This window comes from Streptococcus fermentans (assembly GCF_040888305.1).
In the GTDB taxonomy this organism is placed as follows: domain Bacteria; phylum Bacillota; class Bacilli; order Lactobacillales; family Streptococcaceae; genus Streptococcus; species Streptococcus fermentans.
The window spans coordinates 40034-65326 of the sequence record NZ_JBFNFG010000007.1 but is presented as its reverse complement, the minus strand read 5'-3'; the positions used below and the strand labels follow the sequence as shown (position 1 = coordinate 65326).

The following is a 25293-nucleotide window of genomic DNA, read 5'->3' as shown; positions in this document are numbered from 1 at the left end:
TCTCCTTATATTATACCATTTTAAAAAATAGAAAAACAATTTCTTTCTTCCCTTGGAAAAAAAGAACCACAGTTGAATTAACTGTGATTCCCATTCATTATTCTACCTCTAGGATAGGATTTGTAGTTATCAAGTAACTGATCTTGCCACTAACACCAAAATATTTACCAATTTTAGTATGTAGTTCTAGCATTGCTTCCCGAGCTCGTGGTGCCTGCTTTTCAATGATGGCTTCAATGATTAAAACAGCATCTTCGGTTTCTTGCGTTAACATGGTTCTTTGGGCTTCACGCCAGTTTAAACACCGACAAACCGCACCTTGTTCATCAAAATAAATCATTTCATCAGCTAAGGCAGGAGCATCACTTTCAGCCCCTAGTGGAAAGAAGGATTCATTCCCTTGAGCTCTTCCAAGACATAAGTCACCAACAATCTTAGCTAAATCCTCTCCCCCACAAGGAACTGCGTAAGAAAGTGAGACGCTATTATAGATATCTACCAAAGGATTTATTGGATTAAATTCTCTTCCTTGACTTACACGTTTTAATAAAGCCCCAATAGAAGAACCGAGCACATTTTTTTGTTTTGAGTTAAGTGAATGCCTGACGCCATTCTTGAATCACTTCATTCTGAGTGAAATTTTCATCTGGTATAAAAGTCTGAGATTTTTTGTTCCCTTCGTCTAGCAAAGCATTAAAATATGGATCCTCACTCTCATCAATAGTATTGTCAAGACCTTTTACCACCAATACACTGATTTGAGCATCTGGAAACAGTTGCCAAAAATCATCTTTTATATAGCCTTCCCTGACCTTCCTCCAATCTTTTTCTTTCATTCTACTACAAATTCAAAAAAACGAGTAGCCTACAAGCTACTCGATACGAACTATAATGAATTTTCACGAATCACTTCTACCTTGTATCCATCTGGATCTTTGATAAAGTAATAGTTTGGTTGAGTCCCTGGAAGTCCATTAGGTGCTGTCACTTCATAGCCTTTGTCGCTATGTTCTTTATGAAGAGCCTCAAGATCAGGTGTGCTTAAGGCGATGTGAGCAAAACCGTCACCGACAACATAAGGTCCGTGATCATAGTTGTAAGTCAACTCTAACTCATAATCATCACCTTCAAGTCCAAGATAAACAATAGTGAATGCATAGTCTGGAAAGTCTCTACGACGTAATTCCTTAAAACCAAAGGCATCCTGATAAAAAGCGATTGATTTTTCAAGATTTTCTACTCGCAAGCATGTGTGTAGCATTTTTGAAGCCATTTTTTTCTCCTTTGTTTAAAAAAGACTGGGACAAACTTGCACCAGTCTTATGAATAATTATTTACCAAGTTTTGCTTTAGCTGCATCTGCAAGAGCTGTGAAAGCTGCTGCATCGTTAACAGCCAAGTCAGCAAGCATTTTACGGTTAACTTCGATCTCAGCCAATTTCAAACCATGCATCAATTGTGAGTATGAAAGTCCGTTCAAACGAGCTGCCGCATTGATACGTGTGATCCACAATTTACGGAAGTCACGTTTCTTTTGACGACGGTCACGGTATGCATAGTAGTAAGAGTTCATTACTTGTTCTTTTGCAGTACGGAACAAGATGTGTTTAGCTCCATAGTAACCTTTTGCTAATTTAAGAATACGTTTACGACGTTTGCGTGATACAACGCCACCTTTAACACGTGCCATGTTTTATTTCCTCCAAATATTTCCTAGAATTGTTTACTTACAAATACGCGATTATTTCAAGCGAGTAAGCATTGCTTTGATACGTTTGAAATCTCCTGCATGCACCATAGATGCTTTACGAAGATGACGACGTTGTTTTTTAGTTTTTCCGTGGAAACGGTGAGATGTGTAAGCACGGAAACGTTTAAGTCCACCAGAACCTGTACGTTTGAAACGTTTAGCTGATGCGCGGTGTGTTTTTTGTTTTGGCATGATTTTTTCTCCTTTATTTAACTTTCTGACAATTATTTTTTGTCAGTTGCTGGCGCCAATTGCATGAACATTTGGCGTCCATCCATTTTAGCACGTTGTTCAATGATAGCAATGTCTTGAGTTGCTTCAGCGAACTCGGCTAAAACTTTTGCACCAATCTCTTTATGGGTGATCATACGCCCCTTAAAGCGAATGGATACCTTCACTTTGTTTCCTTTTTCAAGGAACTTGCGAGCATTGCGAAGTTTAGTTTCGAAATCACCCTTGTCGATAACGGGGCTCAAGCGAACTTCTTTCACGGTCACAACGCTTTGTTTTTTGCGCTGCTCTTTTTGTTTCTTCTGATACTCAAATTTGAACTTACCGTAGTCCATAATTTTTGCAACAGGAGGTTTAGCTTGAGGTTGAATGAGAACCAAGTCCACATTAGCTTCGTCCGCAAGTGCTTGCGCTTCGCTTAGTGGTTTGATACCCAATTGCTCACCTTCAAGACCGATTAAGCGAACTTCGCGTACACGAATTTCATCATTGATGAATAAGTCTTGCTTTGCTATGGTTTTCACCTCTTTTTTTAATTTAGAGAAAAACAAGAGCGGACTTGCTAACGCAAACCCGCACTACATGATTGTATTTCATTTCTGAAATTTGATCCGTAGGGGCCAGACAACGTTAGTCGTAAGGCGAGAAGTTCTCACTTCTGCTTTTCTCAACTTTTATATGATATCAAGTTTTCCCCTACTTGTCAAGATTAAAACTATCTTTTTTTAATTTTTTTAAATATTTGCCTACTGTGAACTTACTGGTTACGAGAATAGTAAATCTCATGTGGCTTCAAACGAGTGTTGAGTAGATCTGATACAGTCACAAAACTATATCCTTGTCCCTGTAGATACTCAATTACTTTTGGTAGTGAATTAACAGATGTTTGATGGATATCATGCATCAAAATGATAGAGCCATTGCTTACCTGACGCTGAATTTCTGTCAAAATCGCAGCTTCATTTTTACTCTTCCAATCCAAACTATCCACATCCCACATGATAAAGCTTAAATCAAGGCTATTACGAATATCATCTGAGATTGCACCGTATGGTGGACGCATCAATTTAGAGCTTTTCCCAAGAACTTTTGTAATAGCATCTTCGGTATCTGTAAGCTGTTTCTTAGCGTCTTCCAATGACAGTTTTGTTAAAACCGGGTGATTCCAACTATGGTTTCCAACTTCATGACCTTCAGACTGCATACGTTTAAGAATCGACTCATTACCTGCAATATTCTTTCCTTGTACAAAGAAGGTTGCTTTGATCTTATACTTGGCTAGAATATCTAAAGCTTGTGGAGTTGTATTTCCATCCGGTCCATCATCAAAGGTAAGAGCTACTACTTTTTTATTTTTCTCAGCCTGAGCCTTCTTATAAAGTTCTGCATCCTTTTCAGTTAGATAGGACGATTGGATAACATCAAAGAAATCTGAAATAGGCAAAGCTATTTCTTCTACATTATTGGTTGCTTTGATTGGATAAAGAACCAATTGACTATCTTTGTATGCAAACTTCCAAGATGATAAATCGCTAGCTGTAAAATCGGCTATTACTTGATCAACAAGTGTTTGCTCAATCTTTTTATCAAGAAGTGTTGACTTGATATCCTCAAGAAACTTTTCCTTAGCTTTGCTAGCATCTGTAAAGAGCTGATCTAATGTAAACAGGGTCCCATCTTCCTTAAGATAAAGCTGATCTAACGATGTATTTTCTAATTCCACAACAGTAGAATCACTCAAATCATAGGCCTGTTTTTTTACAAGATGGCTCTCCACACCTTTGATGGAGGAAGAATCTTTTTCAGAGTAGTAAAAAATCAAATGTTCTTTATCTTCTACCTTATCCGTGATATCTTTTACAATGATATCCTGAACAGAGGTAATGACCTTGTCCCCCGTCATAGGATAGAAGGTGATGATTTCTGCCTGCCCCTTACGAAAATGATCCTTCTGACTTCCTTGTGAATAGGAATCATCTTTTTCTTTTTTCAGTGCTTCAATTTTTTGTTCAAAAGCTTGCTTCGTCAAGACTTTATAAGCAATACCAGCACCTAATGTTAAGATTGTGAAGAATAGAAGCCCCACAATAATCCACAAATTTCTTCTCTTCTTGTCGTTTGCTTTACGGTTTGTTCTTTTTTTTGTCATAGTTTTATCATATCAAATCAGACCTATAATTTCAATGATAAATAGGAAAATGTCCATTTTTTCAAATAAGATAGGTAAAAGAAAGAGGTTGGGACAAAAGATCCCTACCTCACTTTTTATTTGCAATCAAACTTTGACGCGGTAGCTGATTGGACTTTTTGTTGGTCTTTTAGACTCCAAAAACTCCTAATCATCTTCGCGGAGCTGGGACTACGAAGTCGAGATTTTGTCTACCGATTTCTGTCCCACCGCCTTTTCTTAATTAAAATCGAATGATTTCTCTTGTTTTTTCATATGAGGAAACAAAGCGATTTGTTACCCCTGGTTCAGCAACTTCCAAAGCTTGGGAAATCTTTTCGAAAGATGCTTGATAATCAAAGGCATTTTCAAAGATTTCTAAAGATTCATGGAAGGCTTGTTGAATCCCTTCATCAAATGATCTGTAGCGATTAGAATATTGAAGCAATTGCTCTGTCAAGGTTGCATATTGCACAATACTGTAAGTTTCTGTTTCCAAAACTTCCATATCATGTGATGCAATTTCTAGGATACGATTAACAGACTCAATGTTGACTTGTGACTGTTCCAACTCTGCCATCAAATCCTCAGTACTATGGCTAGCAGCAAAGAACAATTTCAAGAAGTTCTGTGGGATTCCTGGAAGATTTCTCTTTTCCATGTAGCGCTTGATTGTGTGCAGTCGATTGACGTAAACATTTGCCTTTTGACGAGCATTAACATCATCTTTTTCAATTTGTACTAGACGTTCGCTCACTGAAACTTGATCATCTTCAATTTCTTTTAATGTAGATTGAACATTTTCTAAACGTTCTTCCAATACAGAGTAAGCTTCTGAATATTCCTCTTGTTCTGAAGTCAAATCGCTAACTGTAAGTTCTAGGGAATCCAAATCCACTTGAAGACGACGAACATGATTTACATCACTCTCAGCCATCAAGTAGGTCTTGCTCAAACGCTCGATGTCTTTCACCAAGACTTGATTATTGTCTTTTAAGTGGTCAAGGTAGGTTGGAAGTGTTGACAGCAAGTTTTCAACAACTTTTTGAGAAGCAATCTCTCGTGTGAAAATATTATAGAGAGCATTGATTTCTTCTTGAATCTGAGTGTTTTCATATTCAGCATTGTCCAATTCCAATTTTTTAATATTTTCTTGGTTATTTTTCAAGGCTTCATACAACAACTGCAAACGTGATTCAATGTCAGTTTCTACAAAGTGATAGTTGGCATCAAGCAACTTACGATAGCCAGCCTCTAGATCTTCAAGTTGATCAGGGAGTTCAGTAGTTAGTTTAGTAACAATTGCCGGAATTCTCTCTACGATATGTGTCAAAGCGAGAATATGGTTTTCCGCGTTATCCAAAATTCCTGCTGCTTCAACTGGATCTCCTGAAGAGTTTAGAGTCACAAATTGAGAAAATTCTGATTGGATGTTCTCAATTTGTTTTTCAATTTCAAGGAGTGCTTGACCATATTTCTCAGAATCTTCCACGACCGATTTCTGTAGGCTTTCAAATAAATCTAAAGCATGCAAGACACGACCACTATTTTTGGATTCTTGTTTTTCTAGATCTGCCAAAGCATTTCGAATGGAAGCAATATCTTCTTCGATAAGGGTAATCTGGCTTTCGATTTGATCAATTTTGTGTTGAGCTTTCAAAAAGCGAAATGAATTATTGTAACCTTCTGCTTCAAACAGGTTATTCTCAATATCCGCAAATGAGTTGAGTGATAGGTCTACCCATTTTTGGTTCCACTCTCTAAATGCAATCTGACTTTGACCAATCAGGTGCATATTCTTAACAGCTTCTACTTCATCGTTAACTGGAAGGTTATACAACTCTTCCTTTCTTTCTTCTAATACTGCGAGCCTCTTTTCATTGCGTTTGCGTAACAAAACTGCCACAACATATGCAATAATCAGAAGAGCCGCGATTGCAATCATAGTAATAATCAACAGATTATCAGACATATCAAACTCCTTTTTATACATGAAACAATTGTAATGATTATATCATATTTTTCAAACCATGGGAACTATTTCCCAATTTTTTTAAACGTCAAGCGTACTGTAGACAGCATTTTCTTCGATAAATTCTCGACGTGGTTCTACGCGGTCACCCATGAGCATATCAAAGATTTTATCTGCTTCTGCAGCATCATCAACTGATACACGCGCCATGAGACGATGTTCTGGGTTCATGGTTGTTTCCCAAAGTTGATGATCATCCATTTCTCCAAGACCTTTATAACGCTGAATAGTTGGTTTTGAACGTCCTTCACTATAGCGAGCTAAGGCTTCCTGTAGACGGGTTTCTTGATCTGCTCCAGGTTGGATGTATTCTTTAATTTCACTGCCGACCTTAACACCGTAAATTGGTGGTTGAGCGATATAAACATAACCTGCTTCTAAAACGGGTTTCATATAACGATAAATCAACGTTAACAAGAGGGTACGGATGTGGGCTCCATCAACATCGGCATCCGTCATAATAACGAGTTTTTGGTAACGGGCCTTGCTGACATCAAATTCAGCACCAAAGCCTGTTCCCATAGCTGTGAAAAGGCTACGGATTTCTTCATTGGCAAGGATTTTATCCATGCTGGCCTTTTCAACGTTGAGGATTTTACCGCGAATTGGTAAAATCGCTTGGAATTCACGGTCACGACCAGACTTTGCAGAACCTCCTGCTGAATCTCCTTCGACGATGAAAAGTTCAGTTTCAGCTGGATTGTTTGAGGAACAATCTGCTAATTTCCCTGGAAGGTTTGAAATCTCTAAACCAGATTTCTTACGAGTAACCTCACGCGCACGCTTGGCTGCGACACGCGCCTTAGCTGCCAGAATCCCTTTTTCAACGATACGCTTAGCAATCTGAGGATTTTCCATTAGGAAGTCTGAAAATGCTTCACTAAAGAGTCGGTTGGTAATCTTGACAACTTCACTATTTCCAAGTTTAGTTTTCGTTTGTCCTTCAAACTGAGGATTTGGATGCTTCACAGAGATAACAGCAGTCAATCCTTCACGGACATCCTCACCTGTTAGATTATCTTCATTGTCTTTGAGGAGTTTGTTTTTACGAGCGTAGTCGTTAATGACACGAGTTAGGGCTGTACGGAAACCTTGTTCATGTGTTCCGCCTTCATGTGTATGAATGTTATTGGCGAAACTCATGACATTTTCATGGTAACCAGTTGTGTACTGCATGGCTACTTCGACTGTGATATCATCCATTTCTCCATCAGTGTAGATTGGTTTTTCAAAAATGACATCCTTGTTTTCATTGATATACTCAACATAGCTCGCAATCCCACCTTCGTAGTGGTAGTGTTTTGTTTGTTCAAGTCCCTCACGCTTGTCAGTGATGGAGATTTGAAGGCCACGATTCAGAAAGGCGAGTTCTTGGATACGTTTGTTTAATGTATCGAAATCAAAGGTTGTTGTTTCTGTAAAAATTTCTGGGTCTGGAGTAAAGTGAACGATTGTTCCTGTTTTATCTGTGTCTCCAATTACCTCGAGATCAGCAACAACATGTCCACGACGGTATTCTTGGTAATGAATCTTACCGTTTTTATGAACACGAACATCCAACTGTGTTGAAAGAGCATTTACAACGGATGACCCTACACCATGGAGTCCACCAGATACCTTGTATCCGCCACCGCCGAATTTACCTCCGGCATGAAGAACAGTAAAGACTGTTTCAACGGCAGGACGGCCTGTCTTTTCTTGGATATCAACTGGAATACCACGTCCATCATCGACCACTGTAATGGAATCATCCGGTTCAATAAAGACCTCGATATGACTAGCAAATCCCGCCAAGGCCTCATCGATAGAGTTATCAACGATTTCCCAGACTAGGTGGTGTAGGCCTTCTTTTGAAGTCGACCCGATATACATTCCAGGACGCATACGAACGGCTTCCAGACCTTCCAAAACTTGAATCTGACTGGCATCATAATCCTGTGCCTGTTGGTTTTTGATTTCTTCTGTCATTTTTTCCCTTTTTCTTATTTTCCTTTTTCTTACATGTCTAATACTTGTCTCAATGTCACGATATTTTCAAAGAGATGCGTCGCTAAGTCAGCTGCTTGTCCAGCTTCAATGTCTATAGGTCGGTCACCAATCACGATACCAGAACTAATCTTATACTTATCTCGCAAATAGATCATAGACTCTGGATTTGGTTTTCTCTTAAAGCCAGAGCTAGCTGTTACTACTTCTGTAAAATAGGCAGCAATTCCAGTCTTTTCAAGGATTTCCAAAACTTGGTCATTGCGATGCGAAACTAAAAAGTTCCGTCCTCCCTGGTCTGAGATTTCCTCCAATAAAGCAGGTACTCCCTCAAACAAGGCAGGATGTTCAAGCTCTCGCGCTTCATTTTCCTTATATTTCTCTAAAAAATGCTCTATTGTTGGGGCAAATTGGTCAATCGCAAAAGCAGTTGACACTTTCAAGGCATTATAAACTTTATCATGTTCTTCTTCGATTCCAAATTGAGCTAATGTTTCCACAAAAGCAGCGGTCGAAGTCTCATAATTATCAAGTAAAGTTCCACCTAAATCCCAGATGTAATCGTGATATTTCATACCCTTCATTATAGCATTTTTTTATCAAAAAAGCGACGATTTCCTTCTATTTTAACAGTAAAAAACGAGAAGAATCCCCTAATTGATAGATTCCTCTCGTTTTAGTTAATCTAATCCAAACACATCACGATAGAGCATGGCTTCTCTTAAAGCATCTGCATCGCCACCAAGTTGTTCCACTAGGTTATAAGCAAAGGCAAGGGCAGTTGCTGGCCCGCGACTAGTAGTCAGCTGACCATCAACAACTACTGTTTCCTTGCGATAGTGACCATCAGCAATTTGCTCTTGGACACCATCATAGCAGGTAAACACTTTATCCTTGAGGAGACCAGCTCGATTCAGTACAATTGGTGCTGCACAAATGGCTGCTACATTTTTACCAACTTGCTCAAATTTTTGAAGTTCAGCAATCAATTGCTCATTATCACGCAAGTGAGCTGATCCTGGCATACCTCCTGGTAAGACAATCATGTCGTAGTCAGATAAATCACCATCAAACACACGATCTGCTTGTACTTGGATGGCATGTGATCCCGTCACTTGGGCTTCAAAACCAACCATATGACAAGTAATATTGGCACGACGTAATACGTCCACAACTGTTAGGGCTTCGATTTCTTCAAAGCCATCTGCTAAGATAACTGCTACTTTAGCCATAATTTACTCCTTATTTAACTTTTTTCAATACAACTTTCTTCCGTTTAAATCTTGTCTTACCGCTCTTTTCTTCAGCTAGATGCGTTTGATAACTCATCGATAGAAGCAAACCAACACCAATCAGATTACTGATAATGGCTGATCCCCCTTGGGAAATGAATGGCAGAGGAATCCCTGTCAAAGGAAGGAGGCCTGTCACTGCACCAATATTTTCAAAAATATGGAACAAGAGCATCATAATGAAGCCAGTTGAAATGTAGGTATAAAATTGGTTATTGGACTTCAGAGTGATTTTTAACATTCGATAGATAAGTAGGAGATAAAGTGTGATTACAAGGACAGAACCAATAAAACCAAAATCTTCTGCAATGACTGTAAAAATCATATCACTCTCACGAACAGGAATTAAGAGATTGGATACATTAAATCCTTGACCAAATAAGCCTCCACTTCCGATAGCGATTTGCCCTTGGGCCTGTTGATAGGTGGTCGTTTGTGCATAATCAAAGGGATTGAGCCAAGCAAGGATACGGTTGATCTGATAGGTTGGCATCCCGATCTGATGCATAAAGGCACGCCCATCTTTTGTGATGAAAATTGCCAAAAATCCTGTAATTCCTGACACAACTGTCGCAAAAATTGGAATGATAATTTTCCAAGAAACGCCAGAAAGCAAGACCAGTCCAGCAAAGATTGCGACAAAAACCAAGGCCGTTCCTAAGTCACTCTGCAAGGCCAGTAAAACTAAAACTGGCAGTGTGAAGACAATCAACCACAATATCAAGTGAAAGTCTAATGCAATCGTTCGTTCTTTTTCCTTATGTTTTTGTGTGAATTGGACAATGACCCGAGCCAAGATCAAAATATAGGAAATTTTCATGAATTCGGAAGGTTGGAAAAGTGTCACTCCTCCAATTGACACCCAGTTCTTGGCCCCTGTTGCTGCCACTAAATTTGGATTGTAAAAAACCAAGGGTAAAACCATAAGGACTAGACCTAGGGCGTAGAGATAGGGAGTCGCCTGCCATAAAAATTTTGTATTAAAAAACATGACTACAAAGCTGATGATAATTCCCAAGACGATCCATGCTAGTTGCTGACCTAGAATAGGCCAAATATTTTGAGGATAGTCATGGCTGACAGCTATGTAAATAGCCACAACTCCAATCACCAGCAAACAGAATACTGGCAATATTAAACTATAATCGACCCGAGAGTCGAGAGAACGTTTCATAAAGGTCTCCTTCATTCTTTCAGATGTTTATTTTATTTTTTGTGTAAAAATTCTTGAACTTTTGAGAATACTTGCTCTTTGCCAATTTCTCTCACTCGACTAGTCTGTGACAAGGCCTTGCCAATCTGCTTTCCATATCGCTTGCTTGTCATTCGGCTATCCAAGATAAGGACAGAGGAGCGTTGCCCTAGACGACGCATGGTTCTACCAATTGCTTGTTTGAGGCGAATAATAGCCATTGGCAGTTGATAGTCGTAGAAAGGATTTTTCCCTTCAAGACGCAGTTCCTGATTCATTTTTTTCGTAAAAGGATCTTCTGGATTTTGGAAGGGCAGGCGTGTCACCACTTCAATCACTCGAGGATGAGTCGCAAAATCAACTCCCTCCCAAAAACTACCTGTCCCTAGTAAGAGTTGAGAGTCTCCTCTTTCAAATCGTTTCTTGAGTTGAACCGGATCCCCGTTCTTATATTGGGCTAAATGAGAAAGAGATAAAGAATCTGATACCTGCAACAAAAGGTCTTTTGAAGTGAATAAAACGAGCATGGGCTCTTCAAGATAAGACAAATCTTCCAGCACTTCTACAAGTGCATGAGCATAGTCTTCTTGAGAGGTTTCAGTCACCAATGGAAAATCCTTAACAACCAAAATTTCTTGATTTTCTTGAAAATTCTCATCCAGTCTGTCAAAGGCCGCATGCGGGAATCCCATTAGTTCTGGTAAAGATACTCTGCTACTAATTTCCAAAGTTGCAGAGACAGCTAAGAGTTGACAACTCTCTGGAAAGATTTCCGAAAAGAGCAGACGTTGATTGCGACTGGAAGAAATGACAACCTTCTTGCTAGACAAGTCTGAGGCTGATAGCCAAAATTCTCCATCAGTGCAGAAAAATCGCTGACAGTCCTTGAAAACTTGAACTTCTAACTCTGAAAAATCCTGTTGGAGTTGTGCCATTGTTGTCGCAGGGCACATTCTTCGTTTGCCTGATAGGAACTGGTCCATCAAATGACAAAGCTCAAAGCGAATACTCTCCATCAAGCGTCTCTGAAGCGTCCCTTCTTCTCGAACTAGAGCTTGATCTAGCTGGTCTACTATGTCGTTTAAAACGAAACTCTTTTGTAAAAGACTTTCCAAAGTTAGTAAGATCTTCTGGGCCTCATCCAAAATCAAGAGACGGCCCTCTAGTAGACTGGGATCATCCTCAAGTCGGGTAACGAGATAAGCATGATTTGTCACAAGTAGCTGGCAAGAACGAGCTTTTTTCTGCCCCCGTCTCCAAAAATCCTCTAACCAAAAGAGAGAAGCTTTGGGAAGATTCCCATCATGTACCAAGTTTGGTAAAAACTGCTGGTAGCGATAAAGTTGTCCAATCTCATCTAAATCTCCAGTTTCTGTTTCGGTCAACCAAACTAGGAGTTGCATCTTAAAACGTGTGTACAAGCGATTGGACTCTTCTTCCTCTAGTGCATGATGAAAGGCATCTAGTTTTAGATAATTCTGTGGTCCTTTAAGATTATGAATCGAAAGGTGAAAGACCTCTTCCAATCTACGAGCCTCTTCTTGCATCACTTGATTTTGTAGAACTTTAGTAGGAACACTGAGAAGGATTCCTTTTTCGTTTTCTAGTGATAAAGCGGGTAACAAATAGCCGTAGGTTTTCCCAATTCCAGTCTGAGCTTGCACAAAAGCAATTTTCTCATTCTGTAGAAAATCTTGAACCTTTTGAGAAAAACTAGCTTGTGGGGCTCTATCTTCCAAATCCAACAAGGCAATATTGGTTTGGAAATCTTTAGATAGTTTACGTGGAGAAAGGACTGGCTTCTCTTTTCTTAAGAATAAGCCTTGCACTTCTACCAAATCATGCTCAACAAGGAGAGACTGTTTCTGATAAACTTCCTCGATGACTAGGTAAGATTCATAGAGTAAGCTGTCTGATAAACTCAATAAGCGCTCCAACAATCCTTTTGGCAGTCCAAACATCTTTTGTCTCATACAAAGAAAGAGCTCTGCTGTTGCTTGGGCATCTGATAAGGCAGTATGGGCTTTTTCTAGTGAAATTCCCAACTCCTGACAGAGAATTCCCAGATTGTATTTTTCAAGTTGAGGATAAAATACCTGAGCCAATTCGACTGTATCGATACGAGGAGTGCGCAATTCATAGCCCTCAAAAAAGAGAAATTCCGCCAACAAATTGGCATCAAACTGGACATTGTGCGCAACAAAAACACCGTCCTTGACCAAGTCAAAAATTTTTCCAGCCACCTGAGAAAATTCCGGTGCCTCTGCTAGTCGCTGATCGGTCAAGCCCGTTAATTCTTTGATATGAGAATCCAAGGGTTCGTGGGGATTGACATCCGTTGCAAATTGGTCAACAATCTCGCCATTTTCAATGACCACGATTCCCACTTGGATAATTTTTGCCTTGCTTCCGGTACTGGTCGCCTCTAAATCCACGACCACGTACCGATCATTTCTAAAATTCATCATTAAAAATTATATCAAAATTTACACAATTTGACATCCATGAACTTTATTGGAAGGGTCAAGTTTCTTGTAAGTTTTTCTAAAAAATGATTGAATAGAAATGTAGAAAAGGAGGGACATCATGAACCCATTAGATTTGTTTAATCAAGTAAAAGAGCTAATCGAGAAAAAAGATTTGGCTGCCGCAAAAACCTTTGTCGAAGAAAATAAGGACCAACTCGGTGAGTATCTTAACCAAGCACAAGCTTTAGTTTCAGGCTCAGAAGGAATCGGTAATCTTGTTGATAAGGTCAAAGGCCTCTCCTAATCCTTAAAAGGCACCTGAAAACCTCAGGTGTCTTTTTGTATCCTCTTCATGAAGGCTGGGATATGTTGACTAATCGTAGTTGGCATGACGACATAATTGTCCTCAGCTAGTTCTTGAGCAATTGCTGAATGTAGATATGTCGCTACTGTCACTCTTTCATAGAGACTTGCTTGTGGGAATTGACCTGCAAAGCCAGCGATCATCCCAGCCAGAGTATCCCCCATGCCGCCAGTCGCCTGATAGGGACCGCCAACACCTAGCTGATAACAATCAACTTGTCCAGCTTGCCAGATTCGAGTAGCTGGACCTTTTTGGACTAAAATCGTTCCTGAAGGAAAGCTCTTCAAAGCCTCTCCTGTTTCCTTGCTTCCTTGGGAATCCAAATCTAAGCCTGACAAGACTTGCCATTCCCTCTGGTGAGGAGTTAAAACAAGCTGGGCTTTAGGAAATTTCATTCCCGTCTTCGCAAAAATGGATAAGGCACCACCATCCAGTATGAGAGTCTGGTCTTGATTTGAATGATGAAAAACTGTTTGGAGAAGCTCTTCTCCACGCTCATCATCCACTAGTCCAGGTCCAAGCAAGACAATACTAGCCTTCTGCAACTGTTGCTCCAGTAATAGCTTATCATCAAGGTCAAAAGCCATGGCCTCCGGCAGATGGCTATGCAGAGCTGGAATATTCTCTTTATCCGTTGCTACTGTCACCAATCCTGCGCCACTTTTAACAGCCCCTAAGGCAGCCATAATAATCGCTCCCCCATAGGGATAAGTCCCTCCAATCAAGAGAAGACGCCCGTAGTCTCCCTTATGACTAGAACGAGAACGCTCGATGATAACTTTTTTCAATAGAGCTTGATCAATCTCTTTCATACACTACTCCTTCATGCTTTCTCTTACTTTCATTATACACCTCACTATCCAATTAATAAAGGAGAAGACTATGCTATCTTCTCCTTCTTTTATAATGATTTGCTTTTTCAGAGTTGCGAGTTTTCAACCTTACTTTTCTTTACGTTTAACAGTTAGTAGAGCCACTGATAAAACAAGACTGAGACTTGCTAGGAAGGCAGCTGTATCAGATCGCCTTTCACCTGTTTCTGGAAGTCTTGCTGAATCTACTTTCTCTGAAGCATTTTCAAGAATCTCTCCATTAACTGCTGGCCCATGAGCTTGTTCTACCGGTTCATGGTCTTGTTCTTTATAGACAATCGCATAAAGTCCTAGATCTTTGGTTGTAAATTCAACCATATCACCTACTAGCGTCACCTTTTGAACCTGCAAGCCTTGATCTAAGCTCATGTGATAAACTCCTTGAACCTGACCCTTGACTGGTAATCTCACTAGGACAGCACCCTTGAGTTCAACTTCTTGGTTATCCTTATCTAGTAATTTCACTTGATAAGCATCATAGTGTTTACCAGCTAATTCTTGACGTAGAACCTTTTGAACTTGAAGCTTGAGGTCTTTAGATAACTCTGTAGTTAGCCCTGCTACCAGAACTCCAGTTTCCTTATCAGTCAAAATTCGAACCTCTTCGGCTGGTTTAACAAGACTTGGTGCAGGCTCATTTCCAGCTGTAGCCACTGTTCCTGTGTATTCTGGTAATTCATTCTTAGCGGCTTCTAGCGCATTGACGCCACCTGTAAATTCTGGGACTTCATTCTTAGCTGCCTCTACTGCATTGACACCACCCTTGAATTCTGGGACTTCTACTACTGGTGCTGGCTCATCACCCTTACTTGTAGTAATGGCTGGTTTGACCTTGACTTCAACAACTCGATCTTGCGCCTCTGTCGTATCTGTATGAACAGTGGTACGGTTAGATCCTAGAACCTCAACATAATCAACTCTTTCACCCTTCTTACCTTCTGAGATTACACGACGTTCATCTTGAGCTAAGTCATTGTTTTCACGAATAATTTCCTTAAATGGAATTTCGGTCTTGACAACTTCTAAACTTGGTCGTTCGAGAACAGGACTTTGGTCGCCTTCTTCTGGAACTATACGGTGACTAGGCTTGAAGTGAATACGATATTCCTTGACAAGACTACCATCCTTAGCAAGAAGACGAACAAGGCTAGGAAGGTTATCCTGACTAGACTCAACAACCGTTGTCACACCGTGACCACTTGCTTGAGCAGTCACCTGTGGTTTAGTGCCATTTAAGCTTACTGTATAATCTGAAACCGCAGGATCAAAGTTTTCCAATGCTTTTCCAGCAACCGAAATAGTCACTGAAGGAGTTTCCACATCGTTTGCTTTAGCAGGAGAGTAAGCACTAAATTCGACCATTGCTAGACCATTAGTTGTAGATTTACGAGTCATGCGTGCTCGAATAGCTGTTGTCTGAATTGGATCAAAGGTAAATTCGATTGGTTTACCAGCCACGATTTCTCCAGATGTTTTATAAGGAATTTCTTGCCAGTTTTCTGCCTTGTTAAATGGATGATCCGTATTCTCTTCATAGCGAGAAATAGTGCTAGGTTCTGTATAGGCAGGCCCAACATATCTTTCTAATACCATTGTCGCTGGTGCGTCTGTTCCACTGTCCTTAAAGAACTGAATAGCTACTTTTCCAACAGACTGAGGTGTAATCTGACCATTCTTCTTAAAGAGAATTCCCACAGATGTTTCTTGGTCTTTCGGAGTACGAGACCAGTTAGTCCAACGTCCATCTTCGTTAAAGTGACCATCGTTGATATAGAAAATCTTATCCCGAGAAGCTGCTTGTGTATCATTTGTAGTAGATGCAAAGGCTTTAGAATCTGTCGCATTATTGCTTGCATTTTCTGAGATAACTTGATTACCTTTTGTAACAACTGTTACTTGCATCTTGGTTGTTAAGTCTGTTCCTAGAACATGACCAAGCACTTCAAAGTTACCTTCTTGGGCAGTCGCATGTTCTGGGACTGCATCCCATTGGACAGCAAGATTAGCTTTAACCCAGCCAGTCTGTGATGGATAGTAGACTGTTACCTCGGCAGGCAATTGAAGTTGATCGCCAACATTCAAGGTCTGGGCACTATTTTCCGCAGCTACTGGTTGTGTTGACTCTTTTTCATCATCACGGAAGATACGATATTCTTTCAGAACAGTTCCATCCTCAGCTTTCAAGATAAGACGTGTCGCACCTTTTTCACTTGTTGCAGGAACAACCGTTACCAAACCGTTGTTGCTGGCTGTGGCAGTGATTTCCTTACTTGCTTGAGGAATATAATACTCTGTCTTAGATGGATTGAAATGTTCGAGCTTCTTGCCATCTACTTGGATAGAAATTTCTGAGCTGGTAGCACTTGGAACCTTACTTCCTAAGATAGTGATTTCTGTTAAACCAACACCAGCCTTTCCATCTGCCTTCTTCATACGCATACGAACAGCATAAGTTTCAACCTTATCAAATGTAAAGTGGTTTGTTTGACCTGCAGATAATTGTCCAGGAGCGTGAAGATTTTCTACAGCCTTCCAGTTGGCAGCATTGTTGAATGGATGCTTGGTATCTCCTTGAGCATGATTGACATCGTTTGGAAGATCTGGAACTTCTTGACCAACATAATATTCAATGACATATTCTTTTGGAAGTCCGATAGCTCCGTCTGTATAGAAATCAACGGAAAGATTATCGACAAATCGTTTGGTCAAATCTCCTGAATTACCAAACAAGATAGACGCCCAATCATTATCTGTACCTGTTTGCCATGTAGTCCATCGATTCTTAACATCTGTATTGGCTCTTGAAACTGTCAAGTCGTTCAAAGTATTAGCCGAATCATCCCCACCCGTATTGGATACAATAGCAGCTGGCAATTGAGAACCAGTCCACTGTTTAGAGATATTATTTCCAGCAACAACTTGACTAGAAACACGGACATGGGCCTTGGTAGTCAAATGGCTACCCACTAATTGACCCTTGATTTCATAGATGCCTTCAGTCTGACTAAAGTTCTCAGGAACCTTGTCCCAAAGGACATCTTTATAGACAGTTGTTCCATTAGAATGGTAAGCACGTACGTTAGCTGGCAATTGAACAGTTTCACCCTTAGGTAGTGTTAAACTGATTTCTTCTGCAACCTGCAAACCTTCAACAGTTACATTTGCTAAAGCTTCAATATCTGTACCTTCGACATGACCTTTAAGGGTAAAGCTATGATAGTAACCAAGTTCTTTGGCATCTACCTTGTCCCAAGTTACAGCTACCTTACGAGGCAAGCCCTTATCAAATTCTGCTCCGATTTGATCAGGCAAATTCGGTTGCTGATTGATATCTGTAGAGATAGAAACAGGATGTAACTTGACAATTTTCTTGTCTACTGTATTTTCTTTTATCACAAGTTCAGTTGCTACAGACTGAGTCTTATCAGTTTGATTGTCAATACGAGGAGTGAGGGTTACACTACCTTTCTTGTAAAGAAGCAAGTTCTGACCATTCACCTCAAGATGAGCACCATCAGCTGACTTAACTTCCAAATGGATATCTGACGCTGAAAATTCAGTTTGTGTACCATCTTCGTAGTGCCCAATGACATGATAAGGGAGGACTTGGTCTTCTGTTGCAGTCTCTTTTCCTTCAACGCTTACTTCCAAGCGTGTCAAGGCAGGCGCTTCTTTCACAAACTGAATCAAATAAGTTTGAACCAAATCGCCCTTCCGGTCACTCAAAAATACAGAAGCCTGATAATCATTAGCTACTGAAGCTTGTTGAACAGTTACTTGGTAGCCAGTAGTTTGTGCTCCAACACTTGGGATTTTAGCAGTATAAGGAAGGGATACTCGGTAGTAGGTCTTTCCAGGCTCAAAGTTTTCAAGAGACTTGTCACCAACCGTGAGACCTGTAACAGTACTTTCTGTTTCCTTATCACTCGCGATAAAGGTTGCCGTAACCTCGTAGTCATTGCCTTCCAATTTACCAGTTGCTTCAGTACGTCCACCTTCTCTTGTCAAGGCAGAAGGATCTTTCAAGGTCCAAGAAACGACATCCGCATCAACCAAGTTACCATCTGATAAAACAGCCGTAACAGTCTTGTCCAAATTTTCAACAGCTGTACCAACTGGGACAGTTGCTACTTTTGGCAACCACTTATCAAGCGCAACTACTTTGACAAGGGCTTCAGCCTTGGATTCGAGTCCTTCCACACTACCAAGGACTTTTTTCTCACCAGCACTTGAAAGGAGATCTTCTGGGATGTCCCAAGTCACAGCTTTTTCTTCGACACTACCATCGCTATAAATAGCTGTCACAGTCTCTGGCAATTTAGGATTTTCGCTGACATCAGTTCTTGCCTTCACAGGGGCAAAAGCGACAAAATGGCGATTTTCTTTCTTGCCTGAAACGGTTGTGACTGTTGCCTGATCTGAAGCCAAGCCTGCAGAATCCGCATAAAGGGTAAATTTACCTTCTTTTTCAGTCGATTTAACGATGACAACACCTTTACCATTGAAGGCTTTTCTTTGCCATGTACCATCTTTCTGAGCCTTATAACGTTCACGGCTAGCTTGTTCCCCATTGTCCACACCAACGATTTGCCCTTGCCCATGAAGATTGAAATGAACAAGATTATTAGCAGTTGGCACAACATTACCGTCTTCATCAACGATTTCATAATGGATATAAGACAAATCTTTGCCATCTGCAGTGATAACATGTTCTTCCTTGGTGAGACGAACTCTAGCTGGCTCCCCTGCTGTTGTCACACTATCACGCGCAATCTCTTTACCATTTTCATCGCGAGCAATTGCTGTTAAGGTACCTGGTTTATAGTCCACCAACCACTCAAGATACAATTCACTTGGTTTAGCTCCCTCGTGATAAGGGCGACCATCTTCAGTTGTTTTCTTAACAAATTCCTTCTTTCCGAGGGACTCATTGTTCAAGAACAATTCTACGCTGGCGGCATTTGAGAAGGTCCGTACAGGCACCTTGCCATTGACCAGCATATTACGTTCCTTGAGCGTTTCTTCAGTCCAATTCCAGTGAGGCATGATACGAACAGTTGGTTTTTCTTCGGCACTATACCATTCACTACGATAGAGATAGAAATCATTCTTAGGCAAGCCTGCCGTATCAATGATACCAAAATAAGAGCTTTTTACTGGTGTATTATCTTGGTTATGCCATGGTGTAGGTTCACCGATATAGTCGAAACCAGTCCAGATGAACTGACCTGCATAGCCAGCACGATCACGGTCAAATGTCCAAGATTCAGTAGCTGTTCTACCCCAAGCTACACGATCATTACCATAGTCTGACTGTTCATAATGACGATTTGGACGATTGTCGTGCCAGAGTAAATGAGCAGGATCAAAATAAGAATCACGAGTTCGAGTTGCTGAAGAAGTTTCAGAACCATAAATCAACCAATCTGGATGTTCCTTACGAACCGCATCATAATTCCGTTCCCCATAGTTCATACCAACAGCATCCATGATTGCTGCTAATTCTAAGAACAAGCCGCTTGATCTACTACTGAATTTGTTTTCACCCATGGTCACATAGCGTTCTGTATCGATAGCTTTGATGACAGCTTTCAAACGCTTGGCTATTTCTAGTGAACGAGCACCACCATCAGCCTCATCTACCTCATTACCGAGTGACCACATGATGATTGAAGGATTATTTTTATCACGTTCGACCATGGTTCTGAGGTCAAAATCAGACCATTTTTCACCCTTCTTGGCTTCTGGGTGAGTTGCATCTTGGTCAAAGAAACGTCCATAGTCATACGTTTTCTTGCCACGATACCAAGTATCAAAGGCTTCTTCTTGGACCAAAAGTCCTAGACTTGCCGCAGCATCTAACAACTGTGGACTTGCTGGATTGTGGGTTGTACGGATAGAGTTAACTCCCATATCTTTTAGGAGTTTTAATTTTCGGTAGGTTGCCTTATAGTTTTCTTCTGCCCCCAAGGCTCCATTATCATGGTGAATACTAACTCCGTGGAATTTCATTCTCTCACCGTTCAGTGAGAAGCCTTCTTTAGCTGTCCAGTTGAAATAACGATAACCAAAAGTATCTTCTGTCACATCAACTAGCTGCCCTTCATTATAAACCTTGGTTTTTAGAACATAGAGCTGAGGATGGTAGCTTTTTGTTGTCCAGAGAGTTGGTTTATTAACCAAAATCGTTTGCTTAAAGTCAGCTGTCTCATTTCCTGATAGATTCTTAGTTACAGAACGAACCAAATCTGAGACAGCCTTACCTTCCTTAGTAAAAATCTGTTGCTCCACAAATACCTTGGCTAAAGTCTTAGCAGTATTTTTGATCTTGCTTTGAATTTGTGTTTCAACATTGCCATCTTTTTGTTCAGCTAATTTTGGAGTTGTGATATGATTTCCATTTTCAGCCACCTGTACCTTGTCACGATAGCTCAGAGTCACATCACGATAGATCCCACTTCCTGAGTACCATCGACTACTTGGCTGCTTATTAGTAACTTGGACCGCAATGGTATTTTCACTACCATCTTTATTTAAAAATTCAGTGATGTCATATGAAAAATGATTATAACCACTTGGATAATGACCGACAAATTTGCCATTTACATAAACCTTAGAGTCCATGTAAACTCCATCAAAATTAATACGAACATCCTTGTCCTTGGCAGCTTCGTCTACAGTAAAGGTCTTACGATACCAGGCAGTCCCACCATTTAATTGACCACCCTCATTTCGAGCAGGAGACTTGTGATCAAAATCAAAATAGATACTCCAGTCATGAGGAAGGTTCAACTTAGACCAGTCATGAACATCCACATCTTTCTTAGAAAAATCACCCTGAGCGTTTAATTTAAAATACCAGTCTTTGTTGAAATTTTGTTTTCTTTCCTGTAAAAGTTGGTCTTCTTTTTCCTTCTCTTTTGTGGCTTGAGGCAATTCACTTGCCGAAGCTTTTTCTTCCTTGCTTTTATCGTCCGTTACAGGTTTATTCTGATTAGGTGTATCAGAATGTTCTTCTCGAACTGCTAGCTTGTCAGAACTTGCTTCTGAATCTGTAGACTCTTTCCCATCCACTTCAGTAGCAGGTTTTTCAGTTTTTTCAACTTTGTCTTTTTTAGGGCTAACTACTTCTACTTCCTTTTCTTCCTTAGGACTTGTAGCCTCAGTCATCTTTTCTTCAGTTACTGGTTTTGCTGCTTCAACCGCATCATTTCCTTCTTTTTCAGTAGTGGAATCTTGTGCACCATTTTGCTCAGCTTTTGCAATGGCCGCAGCAAGATCATCTGGAAGCTTATCTAAAGGTTGAACTTGATGAATTGTTTCCTCACTGGGAGTTGCTGTTTCGGTTTCAGCAGCTTGCGCCACCTGAAGACCAAATATACTAGCTCCAATCATAACCGAAGCCGCACCAATGGCAAATTTACGAATACTATAATGACACCGTCTTTCAAAAAATCTCTTATCCATTATTGTTCCTTTCCAATGTTCTAGTAAGCGATTACATTTTGCTCCAAAAAATAAACCTCCCTCTAGACGCTTACTTATTTTATCCATATAAATATTGATGCTTTTAATATATCAAAATAGTAGAGTTTTTTCAATAATTTGTAGAAGTTTTACTGTAATTTTATTAAAATAAGTGCAAGAAAAAAACAAGTTCATTTTTTAGAACTTGTTTTTTCACTATCTAGAATAAATGCTTGTTCTATCTATCCAAACTACGCAATGCAGCTTGATAAGTTTGCTCCATTAGCATAGTAATGGTCATAGGCCCAACTCCACCAGGCACAGGTGTGATATGACTAGCGATTGGCGCAACAGCCTCATAGTCAACATCTCCACAGAGCTTGCCATTTTCATCTCGGTTCATCCCCACATCAATAACAACAGCCCCAGGTTTGACAAAGTCAGCAGTCACAAATTTAGTACGACCGATTGCTACCACAAGAATATCAGCTTTAGAAGCTACCTTAGCAAGGTTATGAGTTCGTGAGTGGGTCAAGGTTACAGTTGCATTCTTAGCCAACAGTAACTGGGCCATGGGTTTCCCAACAATATTGGAACGACCAATAACGACAGCATTTTTACCTTCTAAGTCAATCCCATACTCATGAAACATTTCCATAATACCAGCAGGAGTTGAAGGAATCATAACTGGGTGACCAGACCAAAGGCGTCCCATGTTGAGCGGATGAAAACCATCCACATCCTTTTCTGGATCAATGGCTAGTAGAACAGCCTCTTCATCGATGTGTTTTGGTAAAGGCAATTGAACCAAAATCCCATGCCAAGCTGGATCTTGATTGTATTTGGCAATCAAATCCAATAATTCCTCTTGGGTAATTGTTTCAGGAACTCGCACAACTTCACTCTGGAATCCTGCTGCAATAGCTGAACGTTCCTTGTTACGAACGTAAACTTGGCTGGCTGGATTTTCTCCGACTAAAATAACGACCAAACCAGGCACCAAGCCTGTCTCTTCTTTCAATTTCGCAGTCTTTTCAGCCAATTGTCCCTGTAACTTGGCCGCCAAGGCCTTCCCATCAATAATCTGTGTCATGTGTTTTCTCTTTTCTAACAAATATCTTCTATTATATCAAAAATATACTTGTCCCTCTAACACTTCTTACCTAAGAGACCTTATAGTCTGAAACTATAAGAAAGAAGCTGGGACAAAAGTCCGAGCCTCTCAATTGTCTTTGGATTGTCGAGCAAGACGCAGTGGTTGAGTGGGCTCTACTACGCTGATTTCATCAGCTTTTATAGCCCTACTCAACTGTACGGAGGTGGGACAGAAATCGAATTCTAACGAATTACCGATTTCTGTCCCACTCTCTCTAAATTACGATATTCTTACAAAACCTTACTCAAGAAATCCTTGGTTCTTTGTTCTTGGGTTTGTTCAAAGACTTGCTCTGGAGTTCCGTCTTCAACAACAACGCCATCAGCCATAAAGATGACACGATCTGCCACCTCACGCGCAAAGCCCATCTCATGCGTCACGATGACCATGGTCATTCCTGACTTAGCAAGTTCTTGCATAACTGCTAGTACTTCCCCTACCATTTCTGGGTCTAAGGCGGAAGTCGGTTCATCAAAGAGTAGGACATCTGGTTCCATGGCAAGACCACGAGCGATAGCGATACGTTGTTGCTGTCCACCAGACAAACTTTGTGGATAAGCATCTGCCTTATCTGGTAAACCAACCTTTTCCAAGAGCTCATGCGCTCTCTTCTCAGCAACTTCTTTACTTTCCCCTTTGGTCTTGATAGGAGAAAGCGTGATGTTTTCCTTCACTGTCATATTGGGGAAGAGATTGAACTGTTGGAATACCATTCCCATCTTTTCACGCATGGCAAAGAGGTCATTTTTCTTATCCGTAATATCCACTCCTTCAAAGATGACCTTGCCTTTTGTCGCTTCTTCGAGGAGATTCATGGAGCGAAGGAGGGTTGACTTCCCGCTACCTGACGGTCCGATAATCACCACAACTTCTCCCTTTTTAATCTCCAGATCAATTCCTTTTAAAACTTCATTTTTCCCAAAGTTTTTATGAAGATTTTCAATTTTTATAAGCGTTTCAGTCATTATTTTTCTCTCCTTGTCCCATACGATTTTCAAAAGCTTTCAAGGCTAGTGTCAAGATAGAGGTCATAATCAAGTAGTAAAAGGCCGCAAATAAGAGTGGAGTTAAAGGTAGGTAGGTGGTTGTTGACACCGTAGTAGCTCCATTCCACAATTCCATGACACCGATTGCTGACAAGAGTGAACTATCCTTGATAATGGTAATAAACTCATTCCCCAAGGCTGGCAAGATATTCTTGATAGCCTGTGGCAAGATGACATAGCGCATAGCATTTTTAGGACGAATCCCTAGAGAGTAAGCCGCCTCTAATTGCCCTTTAGGTACTGCATTGATACCAGCACGAACTGTTTCTGATACATAGGCACCACTATTCATAGAGATAATGATAATCCCTGGAATCAAACGTGAAAAATCAACTCCCAAAACTCCAATCTGAATTGTCGGAGCATTGATGTGCATAAGAGCAAAAGCAATCATGATCTGTACCATCATAGGTGTTCCACGGAAAATCCAAATATAAACATTGGCAAGCCAAGCTAAGGGCTTCATTTTAGAACGTTGAGCAAAGGCCAAGACTATCCCTAAAATTGTTCCCAAAAAGACAACCAAAACAGAAATCAAGACCGTTACGAGAGCACCATAATTAAAATATGGCAGATATTTAGGTAAAAAAGAAAAATTCATAAATCCACTACTTTCTAATTTCTAACTTAAAACTTGTATGAGTATAACATATTTTGAATAAAAATGCAATCTTTTTCCTTTTATTTTCAATAAAATTTCAAAGAAAACAGAAATAGCGAGAAATCTTAGTTTTTTCTAGTCAAGTGGATACTCTTTATGGTAAAATAGTAACGATAAGAAATGGAGGAGAATCAAAATGGAATCACATTTGGTTAGAATCATCAACCGCCTAGAAGCAATGACAAAAGATGGTGGTAACTTAAAACGTAACTTTGAGCGCGAGGGAGTTGTTGTAGCTGAAGTTGCTTTTAACCATGATGAAGAAAATGGCCCAATCTTTACACTTCGTGATGTTGAAGCTCGTGAAACATATACTTTTGACAGCATCGACTTGATTGCGATGGAAATTTACGAACTTCTATACTAATAATAGATATACAGAGGTTGGGAAAAAAGATCCCGACCTCACTTTTTATTAGCAATCAAACTTTGACGCGGTAGCTGATTGGACTTTTCGTTCGTCTTTTAGACTCCCAAAACTCCTAATCATCTTCGCGGGGCTGGGACTACGAAATCGAGACTTTGTCTATCGATTTCTGTCCCACCGCCTTTCACCAACGAGAATCCTTTTTGTATGACAAATAGGATTTTTTTCTTGATATCAAGATT

Annotated in this window: 18 protein-coding genes, 1 pseudogene and 1 other annotated feature; of the genes and pseudogenes, 2 read left to right on the top strand and 17 right to left on the bottom strand. The window is 40.2% G+C overall.

The window, feature by feature from the left end:
- Window positions 1–97: 97 nt before the first annotated feature.
- The 12 genes and pseudogenes from AB2B50_RS07385 to AB2B50_RS07330 form a co-directional block, all read right to left on the bottom strand.
- A pseudogene (locus AB2B50_RS07385) lies at window positions 98–836 on the bottom strand (B3/B4 domain-containing protein).
- Between the two features lie 50 nt (window positions 837–886).
- The gene (gene gloA / locus AB2B50_RS07380) at window positions 887–1273 is read right to left on the bottom strand and encodes a lactoylglutathione lyase (protein WP_000157160.1); all 387 of its coding nucleotides are present in this window, start codon (window positions 1271–1273) and stop codon (window positions 887–889) included.
- Between the two features lie 57 nt (window positions 1274–1330).
- The gene (gene rplT / locus AB2B50_RS07375) at window positions 1331–1690 is read right to left on the bottom strand and encodes a 50S ribosomal protein L20 (protein WP_000124830.1); all 360 of its coding nucleotides are present in this window, start codon (window positions 1688–1690) and stop codon (window positions 1331–1333) included.
- 51 nt (window positions 1691–1741) lie between these two features.
- Window positions 1742–1942: a 50S ribosomal protein L35 gene (gene rpmI, locus AB2B50_RS07370; RefSeq protein WP_003003453.1), complete on the bottom strand. Its 201-nt coding sequence runs from the start codon at window positions 1940–1942 to the stop codon at window positions 1742–1744.
- A gap of 32 nt (window positions 1943–1974) precedes the next feature.
- The gene (gene infC, locus AB2B50_RS07365; RefSeq protein WP_000848177.1) at window positions 1975–2505 is read right to left on the bottom strand and encodes a translation initiation factor IF-3; all 531 of its coding nucleotides are present in this window, start codon (window positions 2503–2505) and stop codon (window positions 1975–1977) included.
- A gap of 15 nt (window positions 2506–2520) precedes the next feature.
- Window positions 2521–2651: a sequence feature (ribosomal protein L20 leader region), on the bottom strand.
- An 87-nt stretch (window positions 2652–2738) separates the two neighbouring features.
- Complete coding sequence (gene pgdA / locus AB2B50_RS07360; protein ID WP_320692871.1) at window positions 2739–4130, bottom strand: peptidoglycan-N-acetylglucosamine deacetylase PgdA; 1392 nt, start codon at window positions 4128–4130, stop codon at window positions 2739–2741.
- A 262-nt stretch (window positions 4131–4392) separates the two neighbouring features.
- Window positions 4393–6120 carry a septation ring formation regulator EzrA gene (ezrA, locus tag AB2B50_RS07355; protein WP_320692870.1) on the bottom strand — a complete coding sequence of 576 codons (1728 nt, stop codon included), beginning with the start codon at window positions 6118–6120 and terminating at the stop codon, window positions 4393–4395.
- Between the two features lie 81 nt (window positions 6121–6201).
- Entirely contained in the window at window positions 6202–8148 is a 1947-nt protein-coding gene (gyrB, locus tag AB2B50_RS07350) for a DNA topoisomerase (ATP-hydrolyzing) subunit B (protein ID WP_320692869.1), read from the bottom strand.
- Between the two features lie 29 nt (window positions 8149–8177).
- Window positions 8178–8741 (bottom strand): HAD family hydrolase, encoded by a 564-nt coding sequence (locus tag AB2B50_RS07345; RefSeq protein WP_320692868.1) that lies wholly within the window; start codon window positions 8739–8741, stop codon window positions 8178–8180.
- 105 nt (window positions 8742–8846) lie between these two features.
- The gene (locus tag AB2B50_RS07340; protein ID WP_320692867.1) at window positions 8847–9398 is read right to left on the bottom strand and encodes a DJ-1 family glyoxalase III; all 552 of its coding nucleotides are present in this window, start codon (window positions 9396–9398) and stop codon (window positions 8847–8849) included.
- 10 nt (window positions 9399–9408) lie between these two features.
- Complete coding sequence (locus AB2B50_RS07335; protein ID WP_320692866.1) at window positions 9409–10632, bottom strand: FtsW/RodA/SpoVE family cell cycle protein; 1224 nt, start codon at window positions 10630–10632, stop codon at window positions 9409–9411.
- A gap of 32 nt (window positions 10633–10664) precedes the next feature.
- A complete protein-coding gene (locus tag AB2B50_RS07330) occupies window positions 10665–13118 on the bottom strand; it encodes a bifunctional DnaQ family exonuclease/ATP-dependent helicase (RefSeq protein ID WP_320692865.1) in 2454 nt (817 codons plus the stop codon).
- 118 nt (window positions 13119–13236) lie between these two features.
- Here AB2B50_RS07330 and AB2B50_RS07325 point away from each other — a divergent pair, with 118 nt between their 5' ends.
- On the top strand, window positions 13237–13422 hold the full coding sequence (locus tag AB2B50_RS07325) for a hypothetical protein (protein ID WP_320692864.1): 186 nt from the start codon (window positions 13237–13239) through the stop codon (window positions 13420–13422).
- A gap of 23 nt (window positions 13423–13445) precedes the next feature.
- Here the strand turns inward: AB2B50_RS07325 and AB2B50_RS07320 are convergent, their stop codons facing one another.
- The 5 genes from AB2B50_RS07320 to AB2B50_RS07300 all read right to left on the bottom strand — a co-directional run bounded on the left by AB2B50_RS07320 (window position 13446) and on the right by AB2B50_RS07300 (window position 24624).
- Entirely contained in the window at window positions 13446–14294 is an 849-nt protein-coding gene (locus AB2B50_RS07320; protein ID WP_320692863.1) for an NAD(P)H-hydrate dehydratase, read from the bottom strand.
- A gap of 129 nt (window positions 14295–14423) precedes the next feature.
- Window positions 14424–21821, bottom strand: a complete 7398-nt coding sequence (locus tag AB2B50_RS07315) for an SIALI-17 repeat-containing surface protein (RefSeq protein ID WP_320692862.1) — start codon at window positions 21819–21821, stop codon at window positions 14424–14426.
- Between the two features lie 238 nt (window positions 21822–22059).
- A complete protein-coding gene (locus tag AB2B50_RS07310; RefSeq protein ID WP_320692861.1) occupies window positions 22060–22914 on the bottom strand; it encodes a bifunctional methylenetetrahydrofolate dehydrogenase/methenyltetrahydrofolate cyclohydrolase in 855 nt (284 codons plus the stop codon).
- A 293-nt stretch (window positions 22915–23207) separates the two neighbouring features.
- Window positions 23208–23942, bottom strand: a complete 735-nt coding sequence (locus tag AB2B50_RS07305; RefSeq protein ID WP_000140934.1) for an amino acid ABC transporter ATP-binding protein — start codon at window positions 23940–23942, stop codon at window positions 23208–23210.
- Complete coding sequence (locus AB2B50_RS07300; RefSeq protein ID WP_320692860.1) at window positions 23935–24624, bottom strand: amino acid ABC transporter permease; 690 nt, start codon at window positions 24622–24624, stop codon at window positions 23935–23937. The genes AB2B50_RS07305 and AB2B50_RS07300 overlap by 8 nt, the downstream gene beginning before the upstream one ends.
- Before the next feature lie 196 nt (window positions 24625–24820).
- Between AB2B50_RS07300 and AB2B50_RS07295 the strand changes: the two genes are divergently transcribed.
- Window positions 24821–25051 carry a DUF1797 family protein gene (locus AB2B50_RS07295; RefSeq protein ID WP_000443576.1) on the top strand — a complete coding sequence of 77 codons (231 nt, stop codon included), beginning with the start codon at window positions 24821–24823 and terminating at the stop codon, window positions 25049–25051.
- Window positions 25052–25293: the final 242 nt, after the last annotated feature.

Coding starts and splice junctions, on each gene's coding strand:
- AB2B50_RS07305 (WP_000140934.1), bottom strand. CDS start 23,942: ATGACTGAAACGCTTATAAAAATTGAAAATCTTCATAAAAACTTTGGG.
- rplT (WP_000124830.1), bottom strand. CDS start 1,690: ATGGCACGTGTTAAAGGTGGCGTTGTATCACGCAAACGTCGTAAACGT.
- AB2B50_RS07325 (WP_320692864.1), top strand. CDS start 13,237: ATGAACCCATTAGATTTGTTTAATCAAGTAAAAGAGCTAATCGAGAAA.
- AB2B50_RS07330 (WP_320692865.1), bottom strand. CDS start 13,118: ATGATGAATTTTAGAAATGATCGGTACGTGGTCGTGGATTTAGAGGCG.
- AB2B50_RS07300 (WP_320692860.1), bottom strand. CDS start 24,624: ATGAATTTTTCTTTTTTACCTAAATATCTGCCATATTTTAATTATGGT.
- AB2B50_RS07295 (WP_000443576.1), top strand. CDS start 24,821: ATGGAATCACATTTGGTTAGAATCATCAACCGCCTAGAAGCAATGACA.
- AB2B50_RS07340 (WP_320692867.1), bottom strand. CDS start 9,398: ATGGCTAAAGTAGCAGTTATCTTAGCAGATGGCTTTGAAGAAATCGAA.
- AB2B50_RS07345 (WP_320692868.1), bottom strand. CDS start 8,741: ATGAAATATCACGATTACATCTGGGATTTAGGTGGAACTTTACTTGAT.
- AB2B50_RS07335 (WP_320692866.1), bottom strand. CDS start 10,632: ATGAAACGTTCTCTCGACTCTCGGGTCGATTATAGTTTAATATTGCCA.
- AB2B50_RS07315 (WP_320692862.1), bottom strand. CDS start 21,821: ATGGATAAGAGATTTTTTGAAAGACGGTGTCATTATAGTATTCGTAAA.
- gyrB (WP_320692869.1), bottom strand. CDS start 8,148: ATGACAGAAGAAATCAAAAACCAACAGGCACAGGATTATGATGCCAGT.
- pgdA (WP_320692871.1), bottom strand. CDS start 4,130: ATGACAAAAAAAAGAACAAACCGTAAAGCAAACGACAAGAAGAGAAGA.
- rpmI (WP_003003453.1), bottom strand. CDS start 1,942: ATGCCAAAACAAAAAACACACCGCGCATCAGCTAAACGTTTCAAACGT.
- gloA (WP_000157160.1), bottom strand. CDS start 1,273: ATGGCTTCAAAAATGCTACACACATGCTTGCGAGTAGAAAATCTTGAA.
- AB2B50_RS07320 (WP_320692863.1), bottom strand. CDS start 14,294: ATGAAAGAGATTGATCAAGCTCTATTGAAAAAAGTTATCATCGAGCGT.
- AB2B50_RS07310 (WP_320692861.1), bottom strand. CDS start 22,914: ATGACACAGATTATTGATGGGAAGGCCTTGGCGGCCAAGTTACAGGGA.
- ezrA (WP_320692870.1), bottom strand. CDS start 6,120: ATGTCTGATAATCTGTTGATTATTACTATGATTGCAATCGCGGCTCTT.